The following is a 21,463-nucleotide window of genomic DNA, read 5'->3' on the forward strand; positions in this document are numbered from 1 at the left end:
CACCCCGTCCTACTCGAGGAAGCCCTTCTCCACGAGCCAGTCGTAGGCCACCTCGGCCGGCTCCCGGCCGTCGACGTCGATCTGCCCGTTCAGTTCGATGAGGGTCTCGTCGGTCAGCTCCCGCGTGACGGGGGCAAACAGGTCGGCGATCTGCGGGTTCTCGGTGAGGGTCTCCTCGCGGACGACGACCGCCACGTTGTAGATGGGGAAGAACGTGCGGTCGTCCTCGAGCACCGTGAGATCGAGTGCCTCGATCCGTCCGTCCGTGGTGAACACCTCACCGAAGTTGCATTCGCCCCGGGCCGTCGCCTCGTAGATCGCCCCGGTGTCCAGGGTCTTGATGTTCTCCCGCGGGACCCCGGCGCCGAGGGGGATCCCGTACGTCTCGAGCATCGGCTGCAGGCCGTCGTTGCGGTTGGCGAACTCGGATTCCACGCAGAAGGTGCGTTCGGCGACCGGGATGTTCGCGATGTCGGAGAGGGAGTCCACGCCGAGGCGCTGGGCGTTGCGGCTGGTGGCCGCGAAGCCGTAGGTGTTGTTCATGGGGGCGGGCGGCAGCCACGCCAGATCATTCTCGCGCAGGTCCTCGTCGCGCACGGCCTGGTACTGCGCCTGCTCGTCGGGGATGGCCTCCTCGTGTCCGAGGTAGGCGATCCAGGCCGTTCCGGTGTACTCCCACTGGAGGTCGACCTGTCCCTCGAGCTGCGCCTGGCGGGAACTGGCGCTGCCGGGGATGTTGGTCAGATCCGTGACGTCCGCACCGGCGGAGCGCAGGAGGATCACCGCCATCTTCCCGAGCAGGATTCCTTCGGAGAAGTTCTTCGATCCCACCGCGACGCCCGCCCCGTCGAGCCGTTCGACGGACTGCAGGGGACCGGCGAGCTCGCCGGTGGGGACGAAGCCGCCGGCGGTTCCGAGTCCGCAAGCGGCCAGGGTCGCCGCGACGAGCAGGGGCGCGGCGATGCGGGGCAGCGGGATCCGGGTCACCGGCGCAGCCCCTTCGGTTGCACCGCGAGTTCGAGGACCCGGCCCGCCCAGTCGATGAGCAGGGCGAGCAGCGCCACGAGCAGGGCCCCGCTGACGAGCACCGGATACCGGAAGAGCGTGATGCCGGTGACGATGAGGGAACCGAGGCCGCCGGCGTTGATGAACGTGGCCAAGGTGGCGGTGCCCACGAGCAGGACGAGTGCGGTGCGCACGCCGGTCATGATCACCGGTACGGCGAGCGGCAGTTCGACGCGTAGCAGCACCCCGGCGCCGGACATGCCGATTCCGCGGCCGGCCTCGACGAGCGTGGGGTCGATGCCCTCGATCCCGGTGATCGTGTTCCGCAGCACCGGCAGCACGGCGTACAGGGTCAGGGCGACGACCGCCGTGCCGAATCCGAAGCCGAGCCAGATCGCGAGCAACACGATCAGGCCGATGGCCGGGGCCGCCTGGCCCGCGTTGGCGATCCCCACCGCAACAGGTGCGAGTGCGCGGGACCGCGGCCGGGTCAGGGCGATGCCGAGCGGGACGGCCACCGCCACGACGAGGATCGCGGAGACGACGGTGAGCCCGACGTGTTGCCAGAACAGGTTCGTGATCGTGGTCCAGTCGAGTTGCCGGGCCTCGATCGAGTCCAGGTCGGCGTTGCTGCGCCACAGCGCCCACGCGGCGAACACCACCGCCACGAGGACGGGGATGACGACGAGCAGCCCCTTGTTCTCACGTCCCGCGCGGGCGTCGCGCGAGCGTGTCCCGGTTCCCGCGGCGCGCGACGGCGCGGCCGGCTCGGCGTCGAGGCTCATATGCGGCTCCCGGTTTCGTCGGCGCCGGGCCCCGCCGAACGTGGACCGGTGGGGCGGATCCGATTGGTGACGGACTCGAAGTTCACCAATCCGAGGAATTCGTCGTGCCGGCCGGTCACGATCGCGGCCCCGTGCGCCGAGGTGAGCATCGCGTCGAGCGCATCGTTCAACGTGGCGTGCCGATCGAGCGTGATCACGCCCTGCGGTTCGCCGGCCGGGACGGACTCGGCGCCCTCGAGCTCGCGCACCCACAGCCACGCCACCGGCCGCCGCCGCTGGTCGAGGACCACGACGGTGTCGTCCTCGTTCGCTGCGGCGCGGGAGACCGCCTCGGCGGCGGGGCTTCCCACGGTGGCGGTGGTGCCGTCGACGAGGTCGAGGTCGTCGACCCGGCTGAGGGACAGCTGCTTGAGGGTGGACCCGGCACCGACGAACTTCTCGACGAACCGGTTCGCCGGTGCCGAGAGGATCACCTCGGGGGTGTCGTACTGGGCGACGTGCGCGCCCTCCTCCATGATCAGGATGCGGTTGCCCAGCTTCACGGCCTCGTCGATGTCGTGGGTGACGCACACGATCGTCTTGCGCAGTTCCTCGTGGATGCGCAGGAGCTCGTCCTGCAGCCGGTGCCGGGTGATCGGATCGACCGCCCCGAACGGCTCGTCCATGAGCACCACGGGCGGATCGGCGGCCAGGCCCCGCGCGACGCCGACCCGCTGCTGCTGGCCGCCGGACAGCTCCCGCGGGTACCGGTCGCAGTACTTGTCGGGATCCAGGTTGACCAGTTCGAGCAGCTCCACGACCCGGTCCGCGGTCCGTCGCTTGTCCCAGCCCAGCAGCCGGGGCACGATCGAGATGTTCTGGGCGACCGTCATGTGCGGGAAGAGGCTGCCGCCCTGGATCACGTATCCGATCCGCCGGCGCAGGTCGTCGACGTCCGCGGAACGGATGTCCTCACCCCCGATCAGGATGGTGCCTGCGGTGGGTTCGACGAGCCGGTTGATCATCTTCAGCGACGTGGTCTTGCCGCAACCGGACGGACCGACGAACATCACGATCTCGCCCGCCGGGATGTGCAGGCTCAGTCCGTCGACGGCGGGCCGGGCCTGACCGGGGAAGGTCTTCACCACGTCGACCAGGTCGATGTCGGTGCCGCTGATGCCCCCGGCGGAATGTGCTGGCGTGTTCATCGGGCTCGGATTCCCTTCGAGACGGTGACCTTGCCGATCGCGAGGAGCAGTGCGTCGAGAGCGAGGGCGAGCACGACCACGCCCACCGTGCCCACGAGCGCGGAATTCAGGGCGTTGGCGCCACCGATCTGGGACAGGCCCGTGAAGATGAACGAGCCCAGGCCGGGACCGAGGACGTAGGCGGCGATGGCGGCGACCCCCATGGACATCTGGGTGGAGACCCGCACTCCGGCGAGGATGACCGGCCAGGCCAGGGGAAGCCGTACTCGGGTCAGCGTACCGACCTCGCCCATGCCGAGGCCTCGCGCCGACTCGACGAGCGCGCCGTCGACGCCCTGCAGGCCGACGACCGCGTTGCGCAGCACGGGCAGCGCCGCATAGAAGGCCACGGCGATGAACGCCGGGGTGACGCCGATTCCGACGAGTGGGATCAGGATGCCGAGCAGGGCGAACGACGGGATCGTCAGACCGATGGCGCTGAGCGCGTTCGCCACGGGCTCGAGCCGCGGGACGCGCGTGACCATCACCGCGATCAGGACGGCGACGATCGTCGCGAGGAGAACGGCCTGCACGACCAGGCTCACGTGCTGGTAGGCGCTGAAGGCGATCTGTGCCCAGCGCTCGTCGACGAATTCCCACATGCGCACCCGTCCCGTCTCCCCGCACGCCCGACTGTCACGATGGCACAACTGCGGTGGCCTTCGGGCCGAGACGGAGAACCGCGACGGAGAAGTCGCGGAAACGCACCGTGGGTCGCCGGCCGAGGCCGGGCGGTCCGCGCCCCCACTCGGCGGCAGGCATACGGTGGCCGCGTTCTATCCTTCCGGCATGGATTCGCTCGTCGTCGACCACCCGCTCGCCGCTGCTCTCCTCACGACCCTGCGTGACGAGCGCAGCGACAACGCCGCCTTCCGGTACGCGCTGCGCCGGCTGACCCAGATGCTGGTCTACGAGGCGATCCGGGACGCCCCGGTGGAGCAGTTCGAGGTGCGCACGCCCGTCGCAACCACGACCGGTGTGCGCCTGCAGCAGCCTCCGCTGCTGGTGCCGGTGCTGCGCGCGGGGCTCGGCATGGTGGAGCAGGCGCACGCGCTGATCCCGCAGGCGCGCGTGGGCTTCGTGGGGTTGGCCCGGGACGAGAAGACGTTCGAGCCGGTGCCGTACCTCGAGTCGCTCCCGGACGACCTGTCCGGCCTCCCGGTCTACGTGCTCGACCCGATGCTCGCCACCGGCGGCTCCATGGTGCACACGATCGAGCTGCTGGTCACGCGCGGAGCAACCGATGTCACCGCGGTGTGCGTGGTCGCCGCCCCGGAGGGGGTGGCGGCGCTCGCCGACTCCGGTCATCCGGTCCGGTTGGTGACCGCGACGATCGACGAGGGACTCAACGAGGACAAGTACATCGTCCCGGGACTCGGGGACGCCGGCGACCGTCAGTTCGGACCACGCTGAGACGGCTCGCGGATCCGGTTGCGCCGCACCGGCGATCCGCGTCGCTGACCGGAAAGGCTTGTTTGTCCTTTTTGTCTGTTGTGTGACGGGATCACAATAGAGTTGCATTTGAGGTTTGGCCCGGGTCGGCTCCGACGCGTCGCGCGCCGCGCCGGGATCCGGCCCGGAAAGGGCGAAACCGCAGGACAGGAAGGGATTCCGGCCGCAGCGCCGGAGGTGACGAGGGTCCGGTCCGGGGCGGCGGCGCGTGCGGCCGAGTCCGTCTCGTTTCGGCGAAGATGATCAACTCGCCTTCCGGGCGGGGCTTCTCTGGTTACGCTCGCCGAGATCGGTTGGTTCGTCCACTGCCCTCGACCGTCCACGAAAATGAGGTCCGCTCGATGATCAACACCTTCTCCGGCAACAGGTTTCGACAGTGCGCCCGGGCCACCGCACTCGGTGCGGCCGCAGTGCTGGGCATGGTGGTGGGGTCCGGCAGTGCCGGAGCCGCTGTCGACAATGCCCGGACGCTGCCCCTCGGCAACAACAACGCCATCGAAGTGCTGCAGGCCGACACGTCGATCCAGTCCTATCCGCCGCTGGACAGCTCGCCCGTCAGCTTCGAGTTCTTCCACGACGAGGTCGTATCGGTCAACATCACCGGACCCGACGCAGATTCCTTCCAGGACACCAAGCTGACCATCGGATACCAGATCGGCTATCCGGTCGCCCTCAACGGCGCCGTCGTGCACATCTTCACCCCCAGCCTCGACTGGGAGGTCGGCAACGAATTCGGCATCGGCGTCGAACTCGCCCCCGAGTTCGCGCTCGGGCTCGACGCGAGCACCGGCGCGACGATCGGCGGTTCGATCATCCCGTCGCAGGAGATCGAGGTCGATCTGGCGCCCGGCGGCATCACCGACGTGCCCTTCGTCCAGGACATGGAGTTCGACGGCAGGGCGGCGACCGTCCGGCTCGCGGGAGTCCACGGCTCGGTCTCGGGAGCGCTCGGCCCGGTCACGATCCGGCCGTACGCCAGGGCCGTCACCTCGAACAACGACACCGTCGTCACCTACGGGGTGCCGCACCGCCTCTGAGGGTCGTCGTTTCTCCGCCGGTGCCGGTGGTGACCGCGATGGGCGGCCGCCATCGGCACCGGCGTTTCGCGTCAGCGCCCGTCCAGCGCGGCTGCCCACGCGCGCAACGCCCGTAGTCGCGCCGTCGCGAGGCCGCGATCACCGTCCGGGGCGACCGCCTCGAGATAGCACTTGAGCTTCGGCTCGGTGCCCGAGGGCCGCACCACGACCCGCACCGACGCGCCCTCGAGTACCACCGCGTCGGTGCGCAGCGGGCCGGTCGCCGTCGCGAGGTCGGTGGCCGCGACCGGCTCCTCGGCGAGTTCGGCCGGCAGCGCGGACCGCAGCCGGCTCATGATCGCCCCGATCCGCGCGAGGTCGGTCACCCGGATCGAGACCTGATCGCCGAGATGCAGCCCGAACTCGCGGTACAGGGCGTCGAGGGCGTCGACGAGAGTGCGCCGCCGGGTCTTCAGCTCCGCGGCGTAGTCCGCGACGACGATCGCCGTGGCGATGCCGTCCTTGTCGCGCACCGCGTCCGGGTCGACGCAGTGTCCGAGGGCCTCTTCGTACGCGTACACCAGCCCGTCGCCCGCGCGGGCGAGCCACTTGAAGCCCGTGAGGGTCTGCGCGTAGCGGGCGCCGCGCGCGGCGGCGAGCTTGCCGAGCAGCGTCGAGGAGACGATCGTCGTCGCGACGAGCGATCCGCGCGGCGCACCGGCGAGAATCCGGTCGCCGAGCAACACGCCGGTCTCGTCGCCACGCAGCATCCGCCAGCCGTCGGGCGTGGGGACGCCCACGGCACACCGGTCGGCATCGGGATCGAGCGCGAGGGCGATGTCGGCATCCACTTCGGCGGCGAGCGCGAGCAGCGCATCGGCCGCCCCCGGCTCCTCCGGATTGGGGAACTCGACGGTGGGAAAGCGCGGGTCGGGGTCGAATTGCGCGTCGACGACGTGCACGTCGCCGAAGCCGGCCGCACGCAGGGCTGCCACCGCGGTCTCCCCGCCGACGCCGTGCAGCGGCGTCAGCGCGACGCGGAGTTCCCGCGCCGTGGAGCGCGGCAGCGATGCGGCGCGCGCGAGATATCGTGCCACCAGTTCGTCCCCGGCGGGTGCGACGGTGAGGCGCGGCACCGACGCCGCGTCGCCGACGGCGTCGATCGCCGCCTCGATCTCGCGGTCGTCCGGCTCGACCAGTTGTGCGCCGCCGCGGGTGTAGACCTTGTAGCCGTTGTCCGTGGCCGGGTTGTGCGACGCGGTGATCTGCACGCCCGCGACCGCGTCGAGCGTCCGCACGGCGTACGCCGTCACCGGGGTCGGGAGCGGGCGCGGCAACGCCACGACGTCGAAACCGGCGGCCGCGAGAACCTCTGTGGCGGCAGCGAAGAACTCGGCGGATCCGGTGCGCGCGTCGCGGCCGACGACCACGGTGCCGCCGCCGGACCCGCGTGCGTCGAGCCAGTGGGCCAGGCCCGCGGTGGTGCGGACGACCACGTCCTCGTTCATGCAGTCCGGGCCGTCGCCGACGGGGCCGCGCAGCCCGGCGGTGCCGAAGCGCAGGGTCACAGCCGGCCCGCCAGTTCACGCAGCAGGTCGCCCATTCGGGTGGCGGCAGCCCGTCCCGCGGCGAGGACCTCGTGATGGTCGAGGTGTTCGCCGGTCAGTCCCGCGGCGGCGTTGGTGACCAGGGAGATGCCGAGCACCCGCGCGCCGGCGGCCCGCGCGGCGATGGTCTCGTGGACGGTGGACATGCCCACCAGGTCGGCGCCGAGCGTCCGCAGCATGCGGATCTCGGCGGGGGTCTCGTAGTGCGGGCCGGGCAGGCCGGCGTACACACCCTCGTCGAGGGTCGGGTCGATCTCGCGGGCGAGGGCGCGCAGTCGCGGGCAATAGGCGTCGACGAGGTCGACGAACTGTGCGCCGACGAGCGGCGAGCGTCCGGTGAGGTTGAGGTGGTCCGAGATCAGGACCGGCTGACCCACCGCGTGCTCGGGCCGGATGCCGCCGGCGGCGTTGGTGAGCACGACGGTGCGCGCGCCGGCGGCGACGGCGGTGCGCACCGGATGCACGACGCGGCTCAGGTCGTGCCCCTCGTAGGCGTGGGTGCGGCCCGCGAGGAGGAGCACCGGGGTCTCGCCGACCCGCACCGAATGCACGGTGCCCGAATGTCCTTCGGCGGTGGGCGGGGCGAACCCGGGAAGTTCGCTCATCGGAACTGCGGCGACAGCCGGGCCGAAGCGCTCCACTGCGGCGCGCCAGCCCGAGCCGAGCACCACCGCGACAGGGTGTTCGGGCACGCCGGTGCGCTCGGCGAGTGCCGCGGCGGCGCGGGCGGCCTCGGCAGGGGGGTCGGCGATGGCGTCGGGTGCTCCCATGTCGGTCGACCCTAGCGTCAAGCTCGTTGTTACTCACCGGTAGGTTCTGGCGCTATCCTCTCCGCATGCCATACCTCGACCGCGACGGCGACGTCTTCGTCCTTCACCTCGGCGACCGCTCCGGCGGCGACACCGAGAACCGCTTCCACCCCGACTGGCTCTCCGCCGTCCACGCGCTGCTCGACGAGGTCGACGCGCACGACGGCCCGGCCGCGCTCGTCAGCGCGGCCACCGGGAAGTTCTGGAGCAACGGCCTCGACACCGACTGGATCTTCGGCAATCTCCCCGACCTGCCGGGCTACCTCGATTCCGTGCACGAGTTGTACGTGCGGATCCTCACCTTCCCCGCGGCGACCGTCGCGGCGGTGCAGGGCCACGCTTTCGGTGCCGGTGCGATGCTCGCGCTGACCCACGACTTCCGCGTCATGCGGGCCGATCGCGGCTTCTGGTGCCTGCCCGAGGTGTCGCTGAACATGCCGTTCACCGTGGGCATGTCCGCTCTGCTGCGCGAGCGGTTGCCGATCCAGGCCGCGGTCGAGGCGACCACGACCGGCCGCCGGTTCGGCGGCGCCGACGCCCTCGCCGCGGGCATCGTCGATCGCGCCGTCGACGGCGACGCCGTGGTGGCCGCCGCCGTCGAACGGGCCGCCGCCCTGACCGGCACCCGCGGCGCCAACCTGGCGGGCATCAAGCGCGGTCTGCACGCCCCGCTGATCGCGGCGCTCGAGACGAAGACGGACGAGTCGAACTTCCGCCTCGGGTGAGGTGCGCTCGTTCCGCCCGTGCCAGACTGAGCGGGTGACGAGCGATGCGGACAGGGCGATCGAGGCTGCGTCGGACGGCCTGATCGCCCTGTCGCATTCGATCCATGCCGAGCCGGAGCTGGCCTTCGACGAACACCGCAGCGCCGCGAAGATCGTCGAACTGCTACGCGGCGGCGGATTCGAGGTCCGCACCGGGATCGCCGATCTGCCCACCGCGTTCGACGCCCGGTTCGGCAGCGGGGAACTCGTCGTCGGCATCTGCGCCGAATACGACGCCCTGCCGGGAATCGGGCACGCGTGCGGGCACAACATCATCGCCGCCGCCGGCGCCGGCGCGGGCCTGGGTCTCGCCGCGGTCGCCGATGCCCTCGGCATCACCGTCCGCGTCATCGGCACGCCCGCTGAGGAGACCGGCGGCGGCAAGGTGCTCATGCTCGAGCGCGGCGTGTTCGCCGACGTCGGCATGGCCCTGATGGTGCACCCGGGCCCGTTCGACATCACGGGGGCCACCTCGCTGGCCCTCGCCGACATCGCCGTCACCTACACCGGTCGCGAGGCGCACGCCTCTGCCGCCCCCGAATACGGCCGCAACGCCGCCGATGCCGCGACCGTCGCGCAGGTCGCCGTCGGCCTGCTGCGTCAGCACCTGCTGCCCGGCCAGCAGATCCACGGGATCGTCAGCGACGGCGGCACCGCCCCGAACATCGTGCCCGCGCACAGCGAACTGCTGTACTACCTGCGGGCGACGACCGCGGACTCCCTGGCCGACCTGTCCGAGCGTGCCGGGAACTGCTTCGCCGCCGGGGCTCTCGCCGCCGGCTGCACGCACGAGATCCGCACCGTGTCGCCGACCTATACCGAACTGACTCCCGACCCGTGGCTGGTCCGGGCTTATCGTGAGGAGATCATCGGTCTCGGGCGCACGCCGCTGCCCGTCGAGGAGGAAGGATCGCGCCCGCTGGGCAGCACCGACATGGGAAACGTGACGAACGTGGTGCCGGGTATCCACCCGGTGATCGGTCTCGACTCGGGTGGGGCGGTGACCCACCAGGCGGCGTTCGCCGCCGCGTGCGTCACCGCCTCGGCGGACCTCGCCGTCCTCGACGGCGCCCGCGCGCTCGCCGCGACGGCGGCCCGCGCGGCGGCCGATCCCACACAACGTGCACGGCTGCTCGAGAACGTGGCGCGCCGATGAATCCGTACATCGAGAAGTGGCTGGGCGAGCACACCGACGAGCTGTCGGCGTGGCGCCGGCACATCCACGCCAATCCCGAACTGGCCCGGCAGGAGTACGCCACCACCGAGTTCGTCGGGAGCACGCTCGCCGCCGCCGGGCTCGAGCCGAAGGTGCTGCCGCGCGGCACGGGCCTGATCTGCGATCTCGGTCCCGAGGGCCCGCGGATCGCCTTGCGCGCCGACATGGACGCGTTGCCCATGCAGGAGATGACGGGCCTGCCGTTCGCCTCCACCGTGCCGGGCGTGACACACGCCTGCGGGCACGACGCCCACACCACCGTCCTACTCGGCACCGCGCTGGCGCTGAACTCGGTGCCCGAGCTGCCGGTGGGTGTTCGGCTGATCTTCCAGCCCGCCGAAGAGGTGATGCCCGGCGGCGCACTCGACGTGGTCGCCGCGGGCGCGCTCGAGGGGGTGGCCCGGATCTTCGCGCTGCACTGCGATCCGCGGCTCGAGGCGGGCCGGGTCGGGGTGCGGGTCGGGGCGATCACCTCGGCCGCCGACACGGTCGAGCTGGTCCTCGACTCGCCGGGCGGGCACACCTCCCGCCCGCACCTGACGGGCGATCTGGTGTACGGGCTCGGCACCGTGATCACCGGGCTGCCGGGCATGCTCAGCCGCCGCATCGACCCCCGCACGAGCACGGTGATGGTGTGGGGCGCGGTCACGGCGGGCAAGGCCGCGAATGCGATTCCCCGCACCGGGATGCTGACCGGCACCGTCCGCACCGGCGACCACGAGACCTGGGAGCTGCTCGAACCGATGGTGCGGGAGATCGTGCACGGCCTGCTCGCGCCCACGGGGCTGAGCTACGAGCTGGACTACCGGCGCGGTGTGCCGCCCGTCGTCAACGACGAGGTGTCGGCCCGGATGGTCGAGGACGCGGTGCGCGCGATCGACCCGGACGCGCTGGCGGACACCCCGCAGTCCGGTGGGGGAGAGGACTTCTCCTGGTACCTCGAGGAGGTTCCGGGCGCGATGGCCCGGCTCGGTGTGTGGCGGGGGACCGGGCCGAAGCTCGACATCCACCAGCCCGACTTCGATCTCGACGAACGGGCCCTGGCCGTCGGCGTACGGGTGATGACGAACCTGGTCCTGGGATCAGGTTAGGCTTGCGCAACCTGTACGTTGCCTGTGAGTCGTCGCTCACGCCAGGAGGTCCGGATGCATTTTCGACGCAGAGCTGTCGCCGTACTGTCGGCCGGGGTCGTCGCCGCCGCGTTGGCCGCGTGCGGCAGTGACTCGGGATCGGGTGAGTCCGGGGGCGAGTCCAGCGGTGCGCTCACCCTGTACTCCGGGCGCAGCGAGAACCTGGTCGGACCGCTGATCGACCAGCTCGAGGGCACCCTCGGCTTCGAGGTCGACGTCGTCTACGGCAGCACCCCGGAGATCACCGGAAAGCTCGTCGAGGAGGGCGGCTCCTCGCCGGCCGACGTGGTGTTCACCCAGGACGCCGGTGCGCTCGGCCTGCTCGACCAGGCGGGGCTGCTCGAGACGCTGCCGGCGTCGGTGACCGATCTGGTTCCCGCCGACTACCGCGCCGCCGACGGCACGTGGGTGGCGACCTCCGCGCGCGCCCGCGTGCTCGTCTACAACGACGAGAAGGTGCAGCCGCAGGATCTGCCCACCGGCATCGACGGCCTGCTGGACCCGAAGTGGAAGGGCCGGATCGGCTTCGCCCCGACCAACGCGTCGTTCCAGGCGTTCGTCACCGGGCTGCGCGTCGCGCGCGGTGAGGACGGCGCCCGCGCCTGGCTCGAGGCCTTCAAGGCCAACGAGCCGGTGGCGTTCGAGGGCAACGGCCCGCTGATGGAGGGGGTGGACACCGGCCAGGTCACCCTCGGCCTGACCAACCACTACTACTGGTACGGCCTCGCGGACGAGCGCGGTGCCGAGAACCTGAACGTGCAGGTCTACTACTTCCAGGCCGGTGATCCGGGCGCGCTGGTGAACATCGCCGGGGCCGGCGTGCTGAAGACCACGGACCAGAAGGAGCAGGCGGAGCAGTTCGTCGCAGCGCTGCTCTCGCCCGAGGCCCAGGCCTACTTCGCCGACGAGACGGCCGAGTACCCGGTCGTCGAGGGCGTCGAGACCAAGGACCAGCTGCGCCCGCTGTCGGAGATCGGCAACTCCGACATCGAACTCGCCGAACTCGCCTCGCTCGAGCAGACCCAGGCGTTGCTGCAGGAGCTGGGATTCATCTGATCCAGCTCGCCGCTCTCCGTCCCACCCGGCGCAGCCGGCCCGTTCTCACCCTGGCTGCGCTGGGTGTCTCGGTGTTCGCGCTCGCCCCGGTGGCGCACCTGATCATGCGTGCGTTCGCCGACGGTCCCGACCGCGTGTGGTCGCTGGTGTTCCGGCAGCGCACCCTCGATCTGGTATGGCGCAGCGGCATTCTCGCGCTCACCGTCACCGTGGCCTGCCTCGTGATCGGCGTGACCGCCGCGTGGCTCACGGCACGCACCGACCTGCCCGGCCGGCGGTGGTTCGCCCTGGCGCTGAGCGTTCCGCTCGCCATCCCGTCGTACGTGTCCGGCTTCGTCTACATCGCCCAGTTCCCCGGCCTCGCGGGTTTCGCGGGGGCGGCGCTGGTCCTCACCGCGGCGAGCTTCCCGTACGTGTACCTGCCGGTGTCCGCGGCGCTGGCCTCGGTCGATCCGGGGCTCGAGGAGGTGGCCCGCACCCTCGGCCGGTCCCGGCTGCGCACCACGCTCACCGTGACCCTGCGTCAGGTGTGGCCGACCGCGGCGGCCGGCGGACTGCTGGTGGCGCTGTACACCCTCAGCGACTTCGGTGCCGTCGCGCTGATGCGGTACGAGGCCTTCACCCTCGCCATCTACGGCAGCTACCGGGGGCTGCTCGACCGTACCCCGGCCGCGGTGTTCGGCCTGGTGCTCGTCGTGCTCGCCGTCGCGCTGACGGTCTCCGAACGCCGGGTGCGCCGCGGGGCCACCGCGCGCGTCGGCTCCGGCGCCCCACGACCCGCCGCGCCCGTGCCGCTGGACCGGCAGCGGTGGACGGCCCTGGCGTTCCTCGCCGTCGTGCTGGTGGTGAGCGTCGGCGTGCCGCTGGCCGGACTCGCGCGCTGGCTGTGGTTCTCGCAGCAGGCGGCGATCGACTGGGCGGGGATCTGGACGGCGACGACGTACACGCTGTGGGTGGCGGCCCTCGGGGCGTTGCTGACGACGGCGCTGGCCCTGCCGGTGGGCACCCTGGCGGCGCGCTCGACCTCGCCGGTGGCGCGGTTCACCGAGAGCGCCTCCTACGTCGGGTTCGCGCTGCCCGGCATCACCGTGGGTCTGGCGCTGGTCTTCTTCGGTATCCGGCTGCTGCCGCAGTGGTACCAGCACACCCCGATGCTCGTGATCGGCTACGCGGTGCTGTTCCTGCCGCTCGCCGTCGGGTCGATCCGCGCGGCGGTCGCCTCGATCCCGCTCGGCCTCGAGGACGCGTCCGCGACCCTCGGCAGCGGACGGCTGCGGACCGGCGTCCGGGTGATGGTCCCGCTGGCCGCGCCCGGTGTCGTCGCGGGGGCGGCGCTGGCGTTCCTCACCATCGCGAAGGAACTGCCCGCGACGTTGTTGCTCGTGCCGATCGGGGAGGACACCCTGGCGTCACGGATGTGGAAGTACACCGAGACCCTCGAATACGGTTCGGCGGCCCCGTACGCCGCGATCCTGGTGCTCATCGCCGCGCTGCCGTCGCTGGTGCTGGGCCGACTGTTGCGGGGCCGGGTCGATGCGGAAAGTGGCGGTGAGGAATGAGCGGGCTCTCCATCGAGGGCGTATGCGCCCGGTACGGGCGGACCGAGGTCGTCAGCGACGTCTCGCTGACGGTGGAGCGAGGCGCGTTGCTGGCCGTGCTCGGGCCCTCGGGCGGGGGCAAGACCACCCTGCTGCGCGTCGTCGCGGGTCTGCACCCGGCCAGCGCGGGGCGCGTCGTCGCGGACGGACGCGACCTCACGGCGCTGCCGCCGGAGCGGCGAGGGGTGGGGCTGGTGCCGCAGGAGGGTGCGCTCTTCCCGCATCTGAGCGTGGCGCGCAACGTCGGCTACGGGCTGGTGCAGCCGACGTGGCGATCGATGGTGCGGCAGAAGTCCGTCCGGCACCGCCGCGTGGCGGAACTGCTCGAACTGGTCGGCCTGGCCGGCACCGGTCAGCGCAAGCCGTCGCAGCTGTCCGGCGGCCAGCAGCAGCGCATCGCGCTGGCGCGGGCGCTGGCCCCGAACCCGTCCGTCGTACTGCTCGACGAGCCGTTCAGCGCCCTCGACGCCGGGCTGCGGGCCAGCCTGCGCACCGAGGTCCGCACTCTGCTGCGGGACCAGGAGGTCGCCTCCGTGCTGGTCACCCACGACCAGGCCGAGGCCCTGGCCATCGCGGACAGGGTCGCGGTGATGCTCGGCGGGCGTGTCGCCCAGGTGGGCACCCCGGAGGACGTCTACCGGTGGCCCGCGACGCTCGAGGTGGGCGCATTCGTGGGGGATTCGGTCGTCCTCGACGCCGATGCGGACGGCGACCGCGCACACACGGTGATCGGTACGGTCCCGCTCGCCGCCCCGGCCCACGGCAAGGGGCACGTGCTCGTGCGCCCGGAACAGGTGCAGGTCGCCGCGGCCGACGAGCCGTCGAAGTTCACCGTGCTCGACGTCGCCTTCGGCGGAGCACTGACGGAGGTGCGGGTGACCGGCGCCGGGCAGACGATCCGGGCGCAGCGGGCCGCGTCGCACGACGTGCAGGCCGGGGACCCGGTGACGCTGCGTGTCGGCGTCCCGGTGCCGTTCTACCCGGACCGGCCGGCCGGCGACTAGAAGCTGTCGGGCCGGCCCGGCCCGACGTTGCGGCTGTTGCGGGTACGCAGGTCGCGCACGTAGTCGGCGGGGGCTCCCGCGATCTCGGCGGCGTCGGCCATCACGCCCAGGTAGCGGGCCGACGGCAGGCCGCCCTCGTACGCGTCGAGGACGTACAGCCAGGCGAGCACGGGTCCGTCGTCGGTGTCCACGCGCAGCCGGATCTTGCGGTGGATGCCGAGTTCGGAGCCCTCCCACCGGTCGAGGCTGCGTTCGTCCTCGTCGGGTACGTCGTACAGCACCACGAACACCTTCGAGTCGGGATCCTCGACGACGGTGGCGAGCGCACCCTCCCAGCCGATGTCGCCGCCGCTGAACGTCAGCCGCCAGCCGTGGAGCCAGCCGGTTCCGGCCATCGGCGAATGCGGGCAGCGCTGCAGCATCTGCTCGGGATGCATGTTGGAGCCGTAGGCGGCGTAGATCGGCACGGGGTACAGGCTAATGGCTGACCGTCCGGCGCAGGACACGGGGCGCTGGCCGCTGCACGGCCGAGTCCGCGTGCGCAGGACGGTGCCGGTGGCATAGCGTGTCTGCGGACGTTCGGCAACCCCGGCGCCCGCACACCCGGACCGAGGACCATCTCGGAATCGATACAGAGGAGAACAATGACCCGGATCGTGATCATCGGCGGCGGCCCTGCGGGCTACGAGGCGGCGCTGGTGGCGGCTCAGTACGGCGCGACCGTGTCACTGATCGATTCGGACGGGATCGGCGGTGCCTGCGTGCTCTTCGACTGCGTGCCGTCCAAGACGTTCATCGCGTCCACCGGCATCCGCACGGACATGCGCCGGGCCGCCGACCTCGGCGTCCAGCTCGAAAGCGCCGGGGTGGCGCTGCCCGAGGTCAACGCCCGCGTCAAGAGCCTCGCCCGCGCGCAGTCCGCGGACATCCGGACCAAGCTCGAGGCTGCCGGCGTGCAGTTGCTCAGCGGCCGCGGCGAGCTCATCGACAGCCAGGTCGGGATGGCGGCGCATCAGGTGCGCGCCACCCTTTTCACGGGCGAGGAGCGGATCCTCGACGCCGACGTCGTGCTCATCGCGACCGGCGCGAGCCCGCGGGTGCTGCCCGGCGCGGAGCCGGACGGCGACCGCATCCTCAACTGGCGTCAGCTCTACGACCTCGACGCGCTGCCCGAGCACCTCGTGGTCGTCGGTTCCGGTGTCACCGGCGCCGAGTTCGTCTCCGCCTACACCGAGGTCGGTGTTCAGGTGACGCTGGTCTCGAGCCGTGACCGGGTGCTGCCGCACGAGGACGAGGACGCCGCCCTCGTGCTCGAGGACGCCTTCGCCGAGCGGGGCGTGAACCTGGTCAAGCACGCCCGTGCCGACGCCGTCGAGCGCACCGAGAGCGGGATCCGGGTCAAGCTGGCCGACGGGCGCATCGTCGAGGGCAGCCATGCCCTGATGACGGTCGGCTCGGTGCCGAACACCGCCGACCTCGGGCTCGAGAAGGTCGGCCTGCAACTCGACCGGGGCGGTTACATCCAGGTCGACCGGGTCTCGCGCACGCCCGTTTCGGGTATCTACGCCGCCGGCGACTGCACCGGGCTGCTGCCGCTGGCGTCGGTGGCCGCGATGCAGGGCCGCATCGCGATGTACCACGCCCTCGGCGAGGGGGTGAGCCCGATCCGGCTCAAGACCGTCGCCTCGGCGGTGTTCACGCGGCCCGAGATCGCCACCGTCGGCGTCAGCCAGGCCGCGATCGACAACGGCGAGGTGCCGGCCCGCACCGTGATGCTGCCGCTGCACACCAATCCCCGTGCGAAGATGTCGGGGCTGCGCCGCGGCTTCGTGAAGATCTTCTGCCGTCCCGCCACCGGCGTCGTGATCGGCGGCGTGGTGGTCGCCCCCACCGCCTCGGAGCTGATCCTGCCCATCGCGATCGCGGTGCAGAACAACCTCAGCGTCGACGATCTCGCCCACACCTTCTCGGTGTATCCGTCGCTGACCGGGTCGATCACCGAGGCGGCGCGCCAGCTGATGCGGCACGACGACCACCTGGACTGAGACATGGGGCCGGGCGCTCGTGACCCGTTCGGCGACGGTGCGGGCGAGCGGGAGGTATACGCGCCGAGCGGGAGCTTGTCGTCGGAGTTCCTCGGCCGATGCCGCAGTCACGGCCCGCTCGGCGCGAGACATTCCCGTTCGGCACCTCACGTCTCGATCGGGCGCCCGGCCGCGCTGCCGCAGACGCCGTCCCATAATGTGGGAGTGCGTTACGGGTGGGCTGGCTGCACGGCGACCGGCGGCTGTGCGCAGCCGTGGAGCTGCTGAAACAGGGTGCCGATCTGTGCGGCTCGTCCCTGACGCAGGCGATCGCGGCCGCCCTCCTCGCCGACGAGCCTTGGTACACCGGGCATTTGGACCGGCTGCGCGGCACGTACGGCGCCCGGGCCACGGCGCTGTCGACCGCCCTCGCCGCGGAGTTCGGCGACGCGGTCGTCTCCTCCGCCGTGCGGGGCGGCATGTTCGCCCGGGTGCGGTTCGCCGGTGAGCTCGACACGGCCGAGCTGCTGCCCGTCGCGGCCGAGCACGGCGTCGCGTTCGTGCCGGGGGCCGCCTTCGCGGTCTCCGGCGACCACGGCCGCAGTGCGTGGCTGTGCTTCGCGACCGCCGGGGAGGCCGACCTCGCCGAGGCGGCGCGCCGGCTCGGCCGCGCCGTGCGTGCCGTGCGGCACAGGTCCGCCCGCGCGTAACGCGGATCAGGCCCAGCCGTAGGTCCGCTCGACCGCCTTGTTCCACTCGGCGTAGAGCCGCTCCCGCTCGGCGGCGTTCATCTTCGGTTCCCAGGTGCGGCCGGCCGCCCAGTTGCGCCGGATGTCGTCCTCGCCCTCCCAGAAACCGACCGCCAGGCCGGCCGTGTAAGCCGCGCCGAGCGCGGTGGTCTCGGCGACCACGGGCCGGACCACCGGGGCGCCGAGGATGTCCGACTGGAACTGCATCAGCGTCTCGTTGCCGACCATCCCGCCGTCCACCTTCAGGGTGTGCAACTCGACGCCGGAGTCGGCGTGCATCGCCTCGATCACCTCGCGGGTCTGGTAGGCGGTCGCCTCGAGCGCGGCGCGCGCCAGGTGCCCCCTGTTGACGAAGCGGGTGAGCCCGGCGATCACGCCGCGCGCGTCGGGGCGCCACCGCGGCGCGAACAGGCCGGAGAACGCCGGCACGAAGTACGCGCCGCCGTTGTCGGGGACGGTCGCGGCGAGATCCTCGATCTCCGCGGCCGTACGGATCAGCCCGAGATTGTCCCGCATCCACTGCACCAGCGACCCCGTGACCGCGATCGAACCCTCGAGCGCATACACCGCCGGGGCGTCGCCGATGCGGTAGCAGACGGTGGTCAGCAGCCCGTGCTCGCTCCGCACCGGCGTCGTCCCGGTGTTGAGGAGCAGGAAGTTCCCGGTTCCGTAGGTGTTCTTCGCCTCGCCCGGCGACAGGCACGCCTGGCCGAACGTCGCGGCCTGCTGGTCGCCGAGGATACCCGCCACCGGGACGCCGGCGAGCGGCCCGCGTTCGCGGGCGTACCCGTAGATCTCCGACGAGCTGCGGATCTCCGGCAACATCGACATCGGGATCCCGAAATCCGCGCAGATGTCCGGATCCCATTGCAGCGTCTCGAGATTCATGAGCATCGTGCGAGAGGCGTTGGTGACGTCGGTGAGGTGCACTCCCGGCTCCCGGTTGCCTGCGCCGGTGCCGCCGGTGAGGTTCCACAGGATCCAGCTGTCCACCGTCCCGAACGCGAGCTCGCCGGCCTCCGCCTTCTCCCGGGCGCCCTCGACGTTGTCGAGGATCCACCGCACCTTCGGGCCCGCGAAGTACGTCGAGAGCGGCAGGCCCGTGGCCTTGCGATACCGGTCCACGCCCGCGTCACCGGCGAGCTGCTCGACCAGTCGATCGGTGCGGGTGTCCTGCCACACGATCGCGTTGTGGACGGGCCGGCCGGTGGCGCGTTCCCATACGACCGTCGTCTCGCGCTGGTTGGTAATCCCGATCGCGGCGATGTCGGCGCGTGTCAGATCGGCCTTCGCCAGGGCCAGGGCGGCGACTTCGCGGGTATTGAGCCACAGCGTTTCCGGATCGTGTTCCACCCAGCCGGCGCGGGGGAGGATCTGCTCGTGCTCGGTCTGGGCCCAGGCCGCGATGCGGCCGTCGTGGTCGAAGATGATGCAGCGGCTCGACGTGGTCCCCTGATCGATCGCGGCGATGTAGCGGGTCACGGCAACCTCTCCGGGGCGTATGGTTCGGGACGGCAGTCTGCGGACGAACCTACTAGCCTGAGTGCGGAAACGTCGGCGACTCACGGGAGCGATGCGGTGACCAACCAACCAGGCGTCCAGATTCTCGGGCCGCAGCAGCGCCGTGACGCGTGGCGACGGCTCGGCTCGGAGCAGTTCGACGTGGTGGTCATCGGCGGCGGCGTCGTCGGCGCCGGTGCCGCCCTGGACGCCGCCACCCGCGGGTTGAAGGTCGCACTCGTGGAGGCACGGGACTTCGCCTCCGGCACGTCGAGCCGCTCGTCGAAGATGTTCCACGGTGGGCTGCGCTATCTCGAGCAGCTCGAGTTCGGTCTCGTCCGGGAGGCGCTGCGGGAACGCGAGCTGTCGCTCTCGACGCTGGCCCCGCATCTGGTCAAGCCGTTGGAGTTCCTCTTCCCCGTCACCCACCGGGTGTGGGAGCGCCCGTACATTGCCGCGGGCATCTTCCTGTACGACCGGATGGGCGGTGCCAAGTCCGTGCCCGCGCAGAAGCACCTGACCCGGTCCGGGGCGCTGCGCATGGCGCCGGGGCTCAAGCGCGACTCGCTCGTGGGCGGGATCCGGTACTACGACACCGTCGTCGACGACGCCCGTCACACCATGACGGTGGCCCGCACGGCCGCGCACTACGGCGCCGTGGTGCGCACCTCGACCCAGGTGGTCGGGTTCCTGCGCGAGGCCGACCGCGTCTCCGGCGTGCGGGTGCGCGACTCGGAGGACGGGTCGGTCACCGACGTGAAGGGGCACGTGGTGATCAACGCCACGGGGGTGTGGACCGACGAGATCCAGGCCCTGTCCCGGCAGCGCGGCCGGTTCCGGGTGCGCGCCTCGAAAGGCGTGCACATCGTGGTGCCGCGCGACCGGATCGTCAGCGACTCGGCGATCATCCTGCGCACCGAGAAGTCGGTGCTGTTCGTGATCCCGTGGGGCAGCCATTGGATCATCGGCACCACCGACACCGATTGGAATCTCGACCTCGCCCACCCGGCCGCTACGAAGGCCGACATCGACTACATCCTCGACCACGTGAACCGGGTCCTGGTCGTCCCGCTCACCGACGACGACATCGACGGCGTGTATGCGGGCCTGCGGCCGCTGCTGGCCGGGGAGAGCGACGAGACGTCGAAGCTGTCGCGCGAGCACGCCGTCGCCCGGGTCGCACCCGGCCTCGTGGCGATCGCCGGCGGCAAGTACACCACCTACCGCGTGATGGCCGAGGACGCCGTCGACCTGGCGGCCGAGGACATCCCCGCACGGATCGCCCCGTCCATCACCGAACGGGTGCCGCTGGTGGGCGCCGACGGCTACTTCGCGCTCGTGAACCAGACGATGCAGCTCGCCGAGCGGTACGGCCTGCACCCGTACCGGGTCAAGCATCTGCTCGACCGATACGGGTCGCTGATCGACGAGATGCTGGAGCTGGCGGCCGACCGTCCCGAGTTGCTCGAACCGCTCACGGATGCGCCGCAGTACCTGCAGGTGGAGGTCGTGTACGCGGCGGCCGCGGAGGGAGCGCTGCATCTCGAGGACATCCTCGCCCGCCGCACCCGCATCTCCATCGAGTACCCGCACCGCGGCGTGCACTGCGCCGAGCAGACGGCCCGCCTGGTCGCCCCCGTCCTCGGCTGGGATGCCGCGACGGTGGAGCAGGAGATCGCGACCTACCGGGCCAGGGTCGAAGCGGAGATCCGATCGCAGAGCCGGCCCGACGACGAGTCCGCCGACGCGCTGCGGGCCGCCGCCCCGGAGGCCCGCGCGGAGATCCTCGAGCCGGTGCCCACGGGCGTCTGAGGCGCCGCCGGCACGCGAGACCCGGTCCTGTCGGTGGCCCGGAAGGTCGGTGGCCCGGAAGGTCGGTGGCCCGGAAGGTCGGTGGCCCGGAAGGTCAGTGGGTCAGGATCACCTTGACGAGCACCACGGTCGCGGCAACCGCGGTGAGTGCGATGGCACTCACGAGGGACGTGCGGCCCGGCCGCTCCCCGTTGAGGCGGCCGATGACGAAGACGATGCCACCGATCCGCAGCAGCACGGCGACCTCGGCGAGCAACTGGGCGGTGCGCGGTTCGAGCCAGCCCAGCCAGCCGATTCCCAGGATCACGGACGGCAGCACCGCCGAACTCAGGATGGGCACCGAATTACGCAGTTCGGCGATCTTCTCCGCCCGAGTCAGGGGGGTCCCCTGGCGCACGGTGTGCCCGACCGCCTCGGCGAACGCGTGGGCGACGAACGTCGACAGCGCCGTACCGAGCACGATCGCGATGCCGACGTACTTCGGGCCGGTGAGGATCGGTACGAGCGCCGCGAGCACCAGGACGTTGCCGTAGATGTAGGCGCTGATACGGCTGGCGGCGTTGTCCCGGTCCAGGGGTGTGCGCCGGGAGAACAACGGACCGTGCAGGAGCGCGTGGGCATCGGAGTCCATGCAGACAAGGGTGACAGACGCCGGGCGGACGGAGCCTGCGACTGCGCGCATCCGCTGTGTCCGGGCCGCGGCGTAGGAT

General features: G+C 71.5%; 20 protein-coding genes. 11 read left to right on the plus strand and 9 right to left on the minus strand.

Annotated elements, in window-relative coordinates; genetic code table 11:
* Positions 1–9: 9 nt before the first annotated feature.
* Genes G6038_RS00125 through G6038_RS00140 form a run of 4 tightly spaced genes read right to left on the minus strand, consistent with a single transcriptional unit; the run spans position 10 to position 3,618 of the window.
* Entirely contained in the window at positions 10–987 is a 978-nt protein-coding gene (locus G6038_RS00125; RefSeq protein ID WP_165035317.1) for a glycine betaine ABC transporter substrate-binding protein, read from the minus strand.
* On the minus strand, positions 984–1,790 hold the full coding sequence (locus G6038_RS00130) for an ABC transporter permease (protein ID WP_206024048.1): 807 nt from the start codon (positions 1,788–1,790) through the stop codon (positions 984–986). Before G6038_RS00130 ends, G6038_RS00125 begins: the two co-directional genes overlap by 4 nt.
* Complete coding sequence (locus G6038_RS00135; protein WP_165035318.1) at positions 1,787–2,977, minus strand: ABC transporter ATP-binding protein; 1,191 nt, start codon at positions 2,975–2,977, stop codon at positions 1,787–1,789. The genes G6038_RS00130 and G6038_RS00135 overlap by 4 nt, the downstream gene beginning before the upstream one ends.
* Positions 2,974–3,618, minus strand: a complete 645-nt coding sequence (locus tag G6038_RS00140; RefSeq protein ID WP_165035484.1) for an ABC transporter permease — start codon at positions 3,616–3,618, stop codon at positions 2,974–2,976. Before G6038_RS00140 ends, G6038_RS00135 begins: the two co-directional genes overlap by 4 nt.
* A gap of 187 nt (positions 3,619–3,805) precedes the next feature.
* On the opposite strand from G6038_RS00140, the gene upp reads away from it, so the two are divergent.
* Positions 3,806–4,429, plus strand: coding sequence for a uracil phosphoribosyltransferase (gene upp, locus G6038_RS00145; RefSeq protein WP_165035319.1), 624 nt, complete (start codon positions 3,806–3,808; stop codon positions 4,427–4,429).
* 380 nt (positions 4,430–4,809) lie between these two features.
* Positions 4,810–5,505, plus strand: coding sequence for an MspA family porin (locus G6038_RS00150; RefSeq protein ID WP_165035320.1), 696 nt, complete (start codon positions 4,810–4,812; stop codon positions 5,503–5,505).
* A 71-nt stretch (positions 5,506–5,576) separates the two neighbouring features.
* Here the strand turns inward: G6038_RS00150 and G6038_RS00155 are convergent, their stop codons facing one another.
* Together G6038_RS00155 and G6038_RS00160 are read right to left on the minus strand one after the other, a co-directional pair.
* Entirely contained in the window at positions 5,577–7,052 is a 1,476-nt protein-coding gene (locus G6038_RS00155; RefSeq protein ID WP_165035321.1) for a phospho-sugar mutase, read from the minus strand.
* On the minus strand, positions 7,049–7,861 hold the full coding sequence (locus G6038_RS00160) for a purine-nucleoside phosphorylase (protein ID WP_165035322.1): 813 nt from the start codon (positions 7,859–7,861) through the stop codon (positions 7,049–7,051). The genes G6038_RS00155 and G6038_RS00160 overlap by 4 nt, the downstream gene beginning before the upstream one ends.
* A 65-nt stretch (positions 7,862–7,926) precedes the next feature.
* Here G6038_RS00160 and G6038_RS00165 point away from each other — a divergent pair, with 65 nt between their 5' ends.
* The 6 genes from G6038_RS00165 to G6038_RS00190 all read left to right on the plus strand — a co-directional run bounded on the left by G6038_RS00165 (position 7,927) and on the right by G6038_RS00190 (position 14,668).
* A complete protein-coding gene (locus G6038_RS00165; RefSeq protein WP_165035323.1) occupies positions 7,927–8,625 on the plus strand; it encodes an enoyl-CoA hydratase/isomerase family protein in 699 nt (232 codons plus the stop codon).
* 34 nt (positions 8,626–8,659) lie between these two features.
* Positions 8,660–9,820, plus strand: coding sequence for a M20 family metallopeptidase (locus tag G6038_RS00170; RefSeq protein WP_165035324.1), 1,161 nt, complete (start codon positions 8,660–8,662; stop codon positions 9,818–9,820).
* Positions 9,817–10,971 carry a M20 family metallopeptidase gene (locus G6038_RS00175; RefSeq protein ID WP_165035325.1) on the plus strand — a complete coding sequence of 385 codons (1,155 nt, stop codon included), beginning with the start codon at positions 9,817–9,819 and terminating at the stop codon, positions 10,969–10,971. The genes G6038_RS00170 and G6038_RS00175 overlap by 4 nt, the downstream gene beginning before the upstream one ends.
* A gap of 54 nt (positions 10,972–11,025) precedes the next feature.
* A complete protein-coding gene (locus G6038_RS00180) occupies positions 11,026–12,066 on the plus strand; it encodes an iron ABC transporter substrate-binding protein (RefSeq protein ID WP_165035326.1) in 1,041 nt (346 codons plus the stop codon).
* A gap of 104 nt (positions 12,067–12,170) precedes the next feature.
* Positions 12,171–13,625 (plus strand): iron ABC transporter permease, encoded by a 1,455-nt coding sequence (locus G6038_RS00185; protein ID WP_206024063.1) that lies wholly within the window; start codon positions 12,171–12,173, stop codon positions 13,623–13,625.
* On the plus strand, positions 13,622–14,668 hold the full coding sequence (locus G6038_RS00190; protein WP_165035328.1) for an ABC transporter ATP-binding protein: 1,047 nt from the start codon (positions 13,622–13,624) through the stop codon (positions 14,666–14,668). The genes G6038_RS00185 and G6038_RS00190 overlap by 4 nt, the downstream gene beginning before the upstream one ends.
* On the opposite strand, the gene G6038_RS00195 is transcribed toward G6038_RS00190, so the two are convergent.
* On the minus strand, positions 14,665–15,135 hold the full coding sequence (locus tag G6038_RS00195) for a gamma-glutamylcyclotransferase (protein WP_006939627.1): 471 nt from the start codon (positions 15,133–15,135) through the stop codon (positions 14,665–14,667). The two genes, G6038_RS00190 and G6038_RS00195, sit on opposite strands and share 4 nt — an antisense overlap.
* A 177-nt stretch (positions 15,136–15,312) precedes the next feature.
* Between G6038_RS00195 and G6038_RS00200 the strand changes: the two genes are divergently transcribed.
* Positions 15,313–16,713: an NAD(P)H-quinone dehydrogenase gene (locus tag G6038_RS00200; protein ID WP_165035329.1), complete on the plus strand. Its 1,401-nt coding sequence runs from the start codon at positions 15,313–15,315 to the stop codon at positions 16,711–16,713.
* 215 nt (positions 16,714–16,928) lie between these two features.
* Positions 16,929–17,402, plus strand: coding sequence for an aminotransferase class I/II-fold pyridoxal phosphate-dependent enzyme (locus G6038_RS00205; RefSeq protein WP_346772705.1), 474 nt, complete (start codon positions 16,929–16,931; stop codon positions 17,400–17,402).
* A 6-nt stretch (positions 17,403–17,408) separates the two neighbouring features.
* On the opposite strand, the gene glpK is transcribed toward G6038_RS00205, so the two are convergent.
* Complete coding sequence (gene glpK / locus G6038_RS00210) at positions 17,409–18,923, minus strand: glycerol kinase GlpK (RefSeq protein WP_165035330.1); 1,515 nt, start codon at positions 18,921–18,923, stop codon at positions 17,409–17,411.
* Between the two features lie 96 nt (positions 18,924–19,019).
* Here glpK and glpD point away from each other — a divergent pair, with 96 nt between their 5' ends.
* A complete protein-coding gene (gene glpD, locus G6038_RS00215) occupies positions 19,020–20,753 on the plus strand; it encodes a glycerol-3-phosphate dehydrogenase (RefSeq protein WP_165035331.1) in 1,734 nt (577 codons plus the stop codon).
* A gap of 94 nt (positions 20,754–20,847) precedes the next feature.
* On the opposite strand, the gene G6038_RS00220 is transcribed toward glpD, so the two are convergent.
* Entirely contained in the window at positions 20,848–21,384 is a 537-nt protein-coding gene (locus tag G6038_RS00220; protein ID WP_165035332.1) for a hypothetical protein, read from the minus strand.
* Between the last annotated feature and the right edge of the window lie 79 nt (positions 21,385–21,463).

The organism is Rhodococcus sp. 14C212 (genome assembly GCF_011058195.1).
Taxonomy (GTDB): domain Bacteria; phylum Actinomycetota; class Actinomycetes; order Mycobacteriales; family Mycobacteriaceae; genus Rhodococcus; species Rhodococcus aetherivorans.

Bases quoted from the DNA above. Each gene is read 5' to 3' on its own strand.
- upp (WP_165035319.1), top strand. From the start codon at position 3,806: ATGGATTCGCTCGTCGTCGACCACCCGCTCGCCGCTGCTCTCCTCACG.
- G6038_RS00135 (WP_165035318.1), bottom strand. From the start codon at position 2,977: ATGAACACGCCAGCACATTCCGCCGGGGGCATCAGCGGCACCGACATC.
- G6038_RS00130 (WP_206024048.1), bottom strand. From the start codon at position 1,790: ATGAGCCTCGACGCCGAGCCGGCCGCGCCGTCGCGCGCCGCGGGAACC.
- G6038_RS00175 (WP_165035325.1), top strand. From the start codon at position 9,817: ATGAATCCGTACATCGAGAAGTGGCTGGGCGAGCACACCGACGAGCTG.
- G6038_RS00160 (WP_165035322.1), bottom strand. From the start codon at position 7,861: ATGGGAGCACCCGACGCCATCGCCGACCCCCCTGCCGAGGCCGCCCGC.
- G6038_RS00190 (WP_165035328.1), top strand. From the start codon at position 13,622: ATGAGCGGGCTCTCCATCGAGGGCGTATGCGCCCGGTACGGGCGGACC.
- G6038_RS00180 (WP_165035326.1), top strand. From the start codon at position 11,026: ATGCATTTTCGACGCAGAGCTGTCGCCGTACTGTCGGCCGGGGTCGTC.
- G6038_RS00200 (WP_165035329.1), top strand. From the start codon at position 15,313: ATGACCCGGATCGTGATCATCGGCGGCGGCCCTGCGGGCTACGAGGCG.
- G6038_RS00165 (WP_165035323.1), top strand. From the start codon at position 7,927: ATGCCATACCTCGACCGCGACGGCGACGTCTTCGTCCTTCACCTCGGC.
- G6038_RS00140 (WP_165035484.1), bottom strand. From the start codon at position 3,618: ATGTGGGAATTCGTCGACGAGCGCTGGGCACAGATCGCCTTCAGCGCC.
- G6038_RS00185 (WP_206024063.1), top strand. From the start codon at position 12,171: ATGCGTGCGTTCGCCGACGGTCCCGACCGCGTGTGGTCGCTGGTGTTC.
- G6038_RS00220 (WP_165035332.1), bottom strand. From the start codon at position 21,384: ATGGACTCCGATGCCCACGCGCTCCTGCACGGTCCGTTGTTCTCCCGG.
- G6038_RS00150 (WP_165035320.1), top strand. From the start codon at position 4,810: ATGATCAACACCTTCTCCGGCAACAGGTTTCGACAGTGCGCCCGGGCC.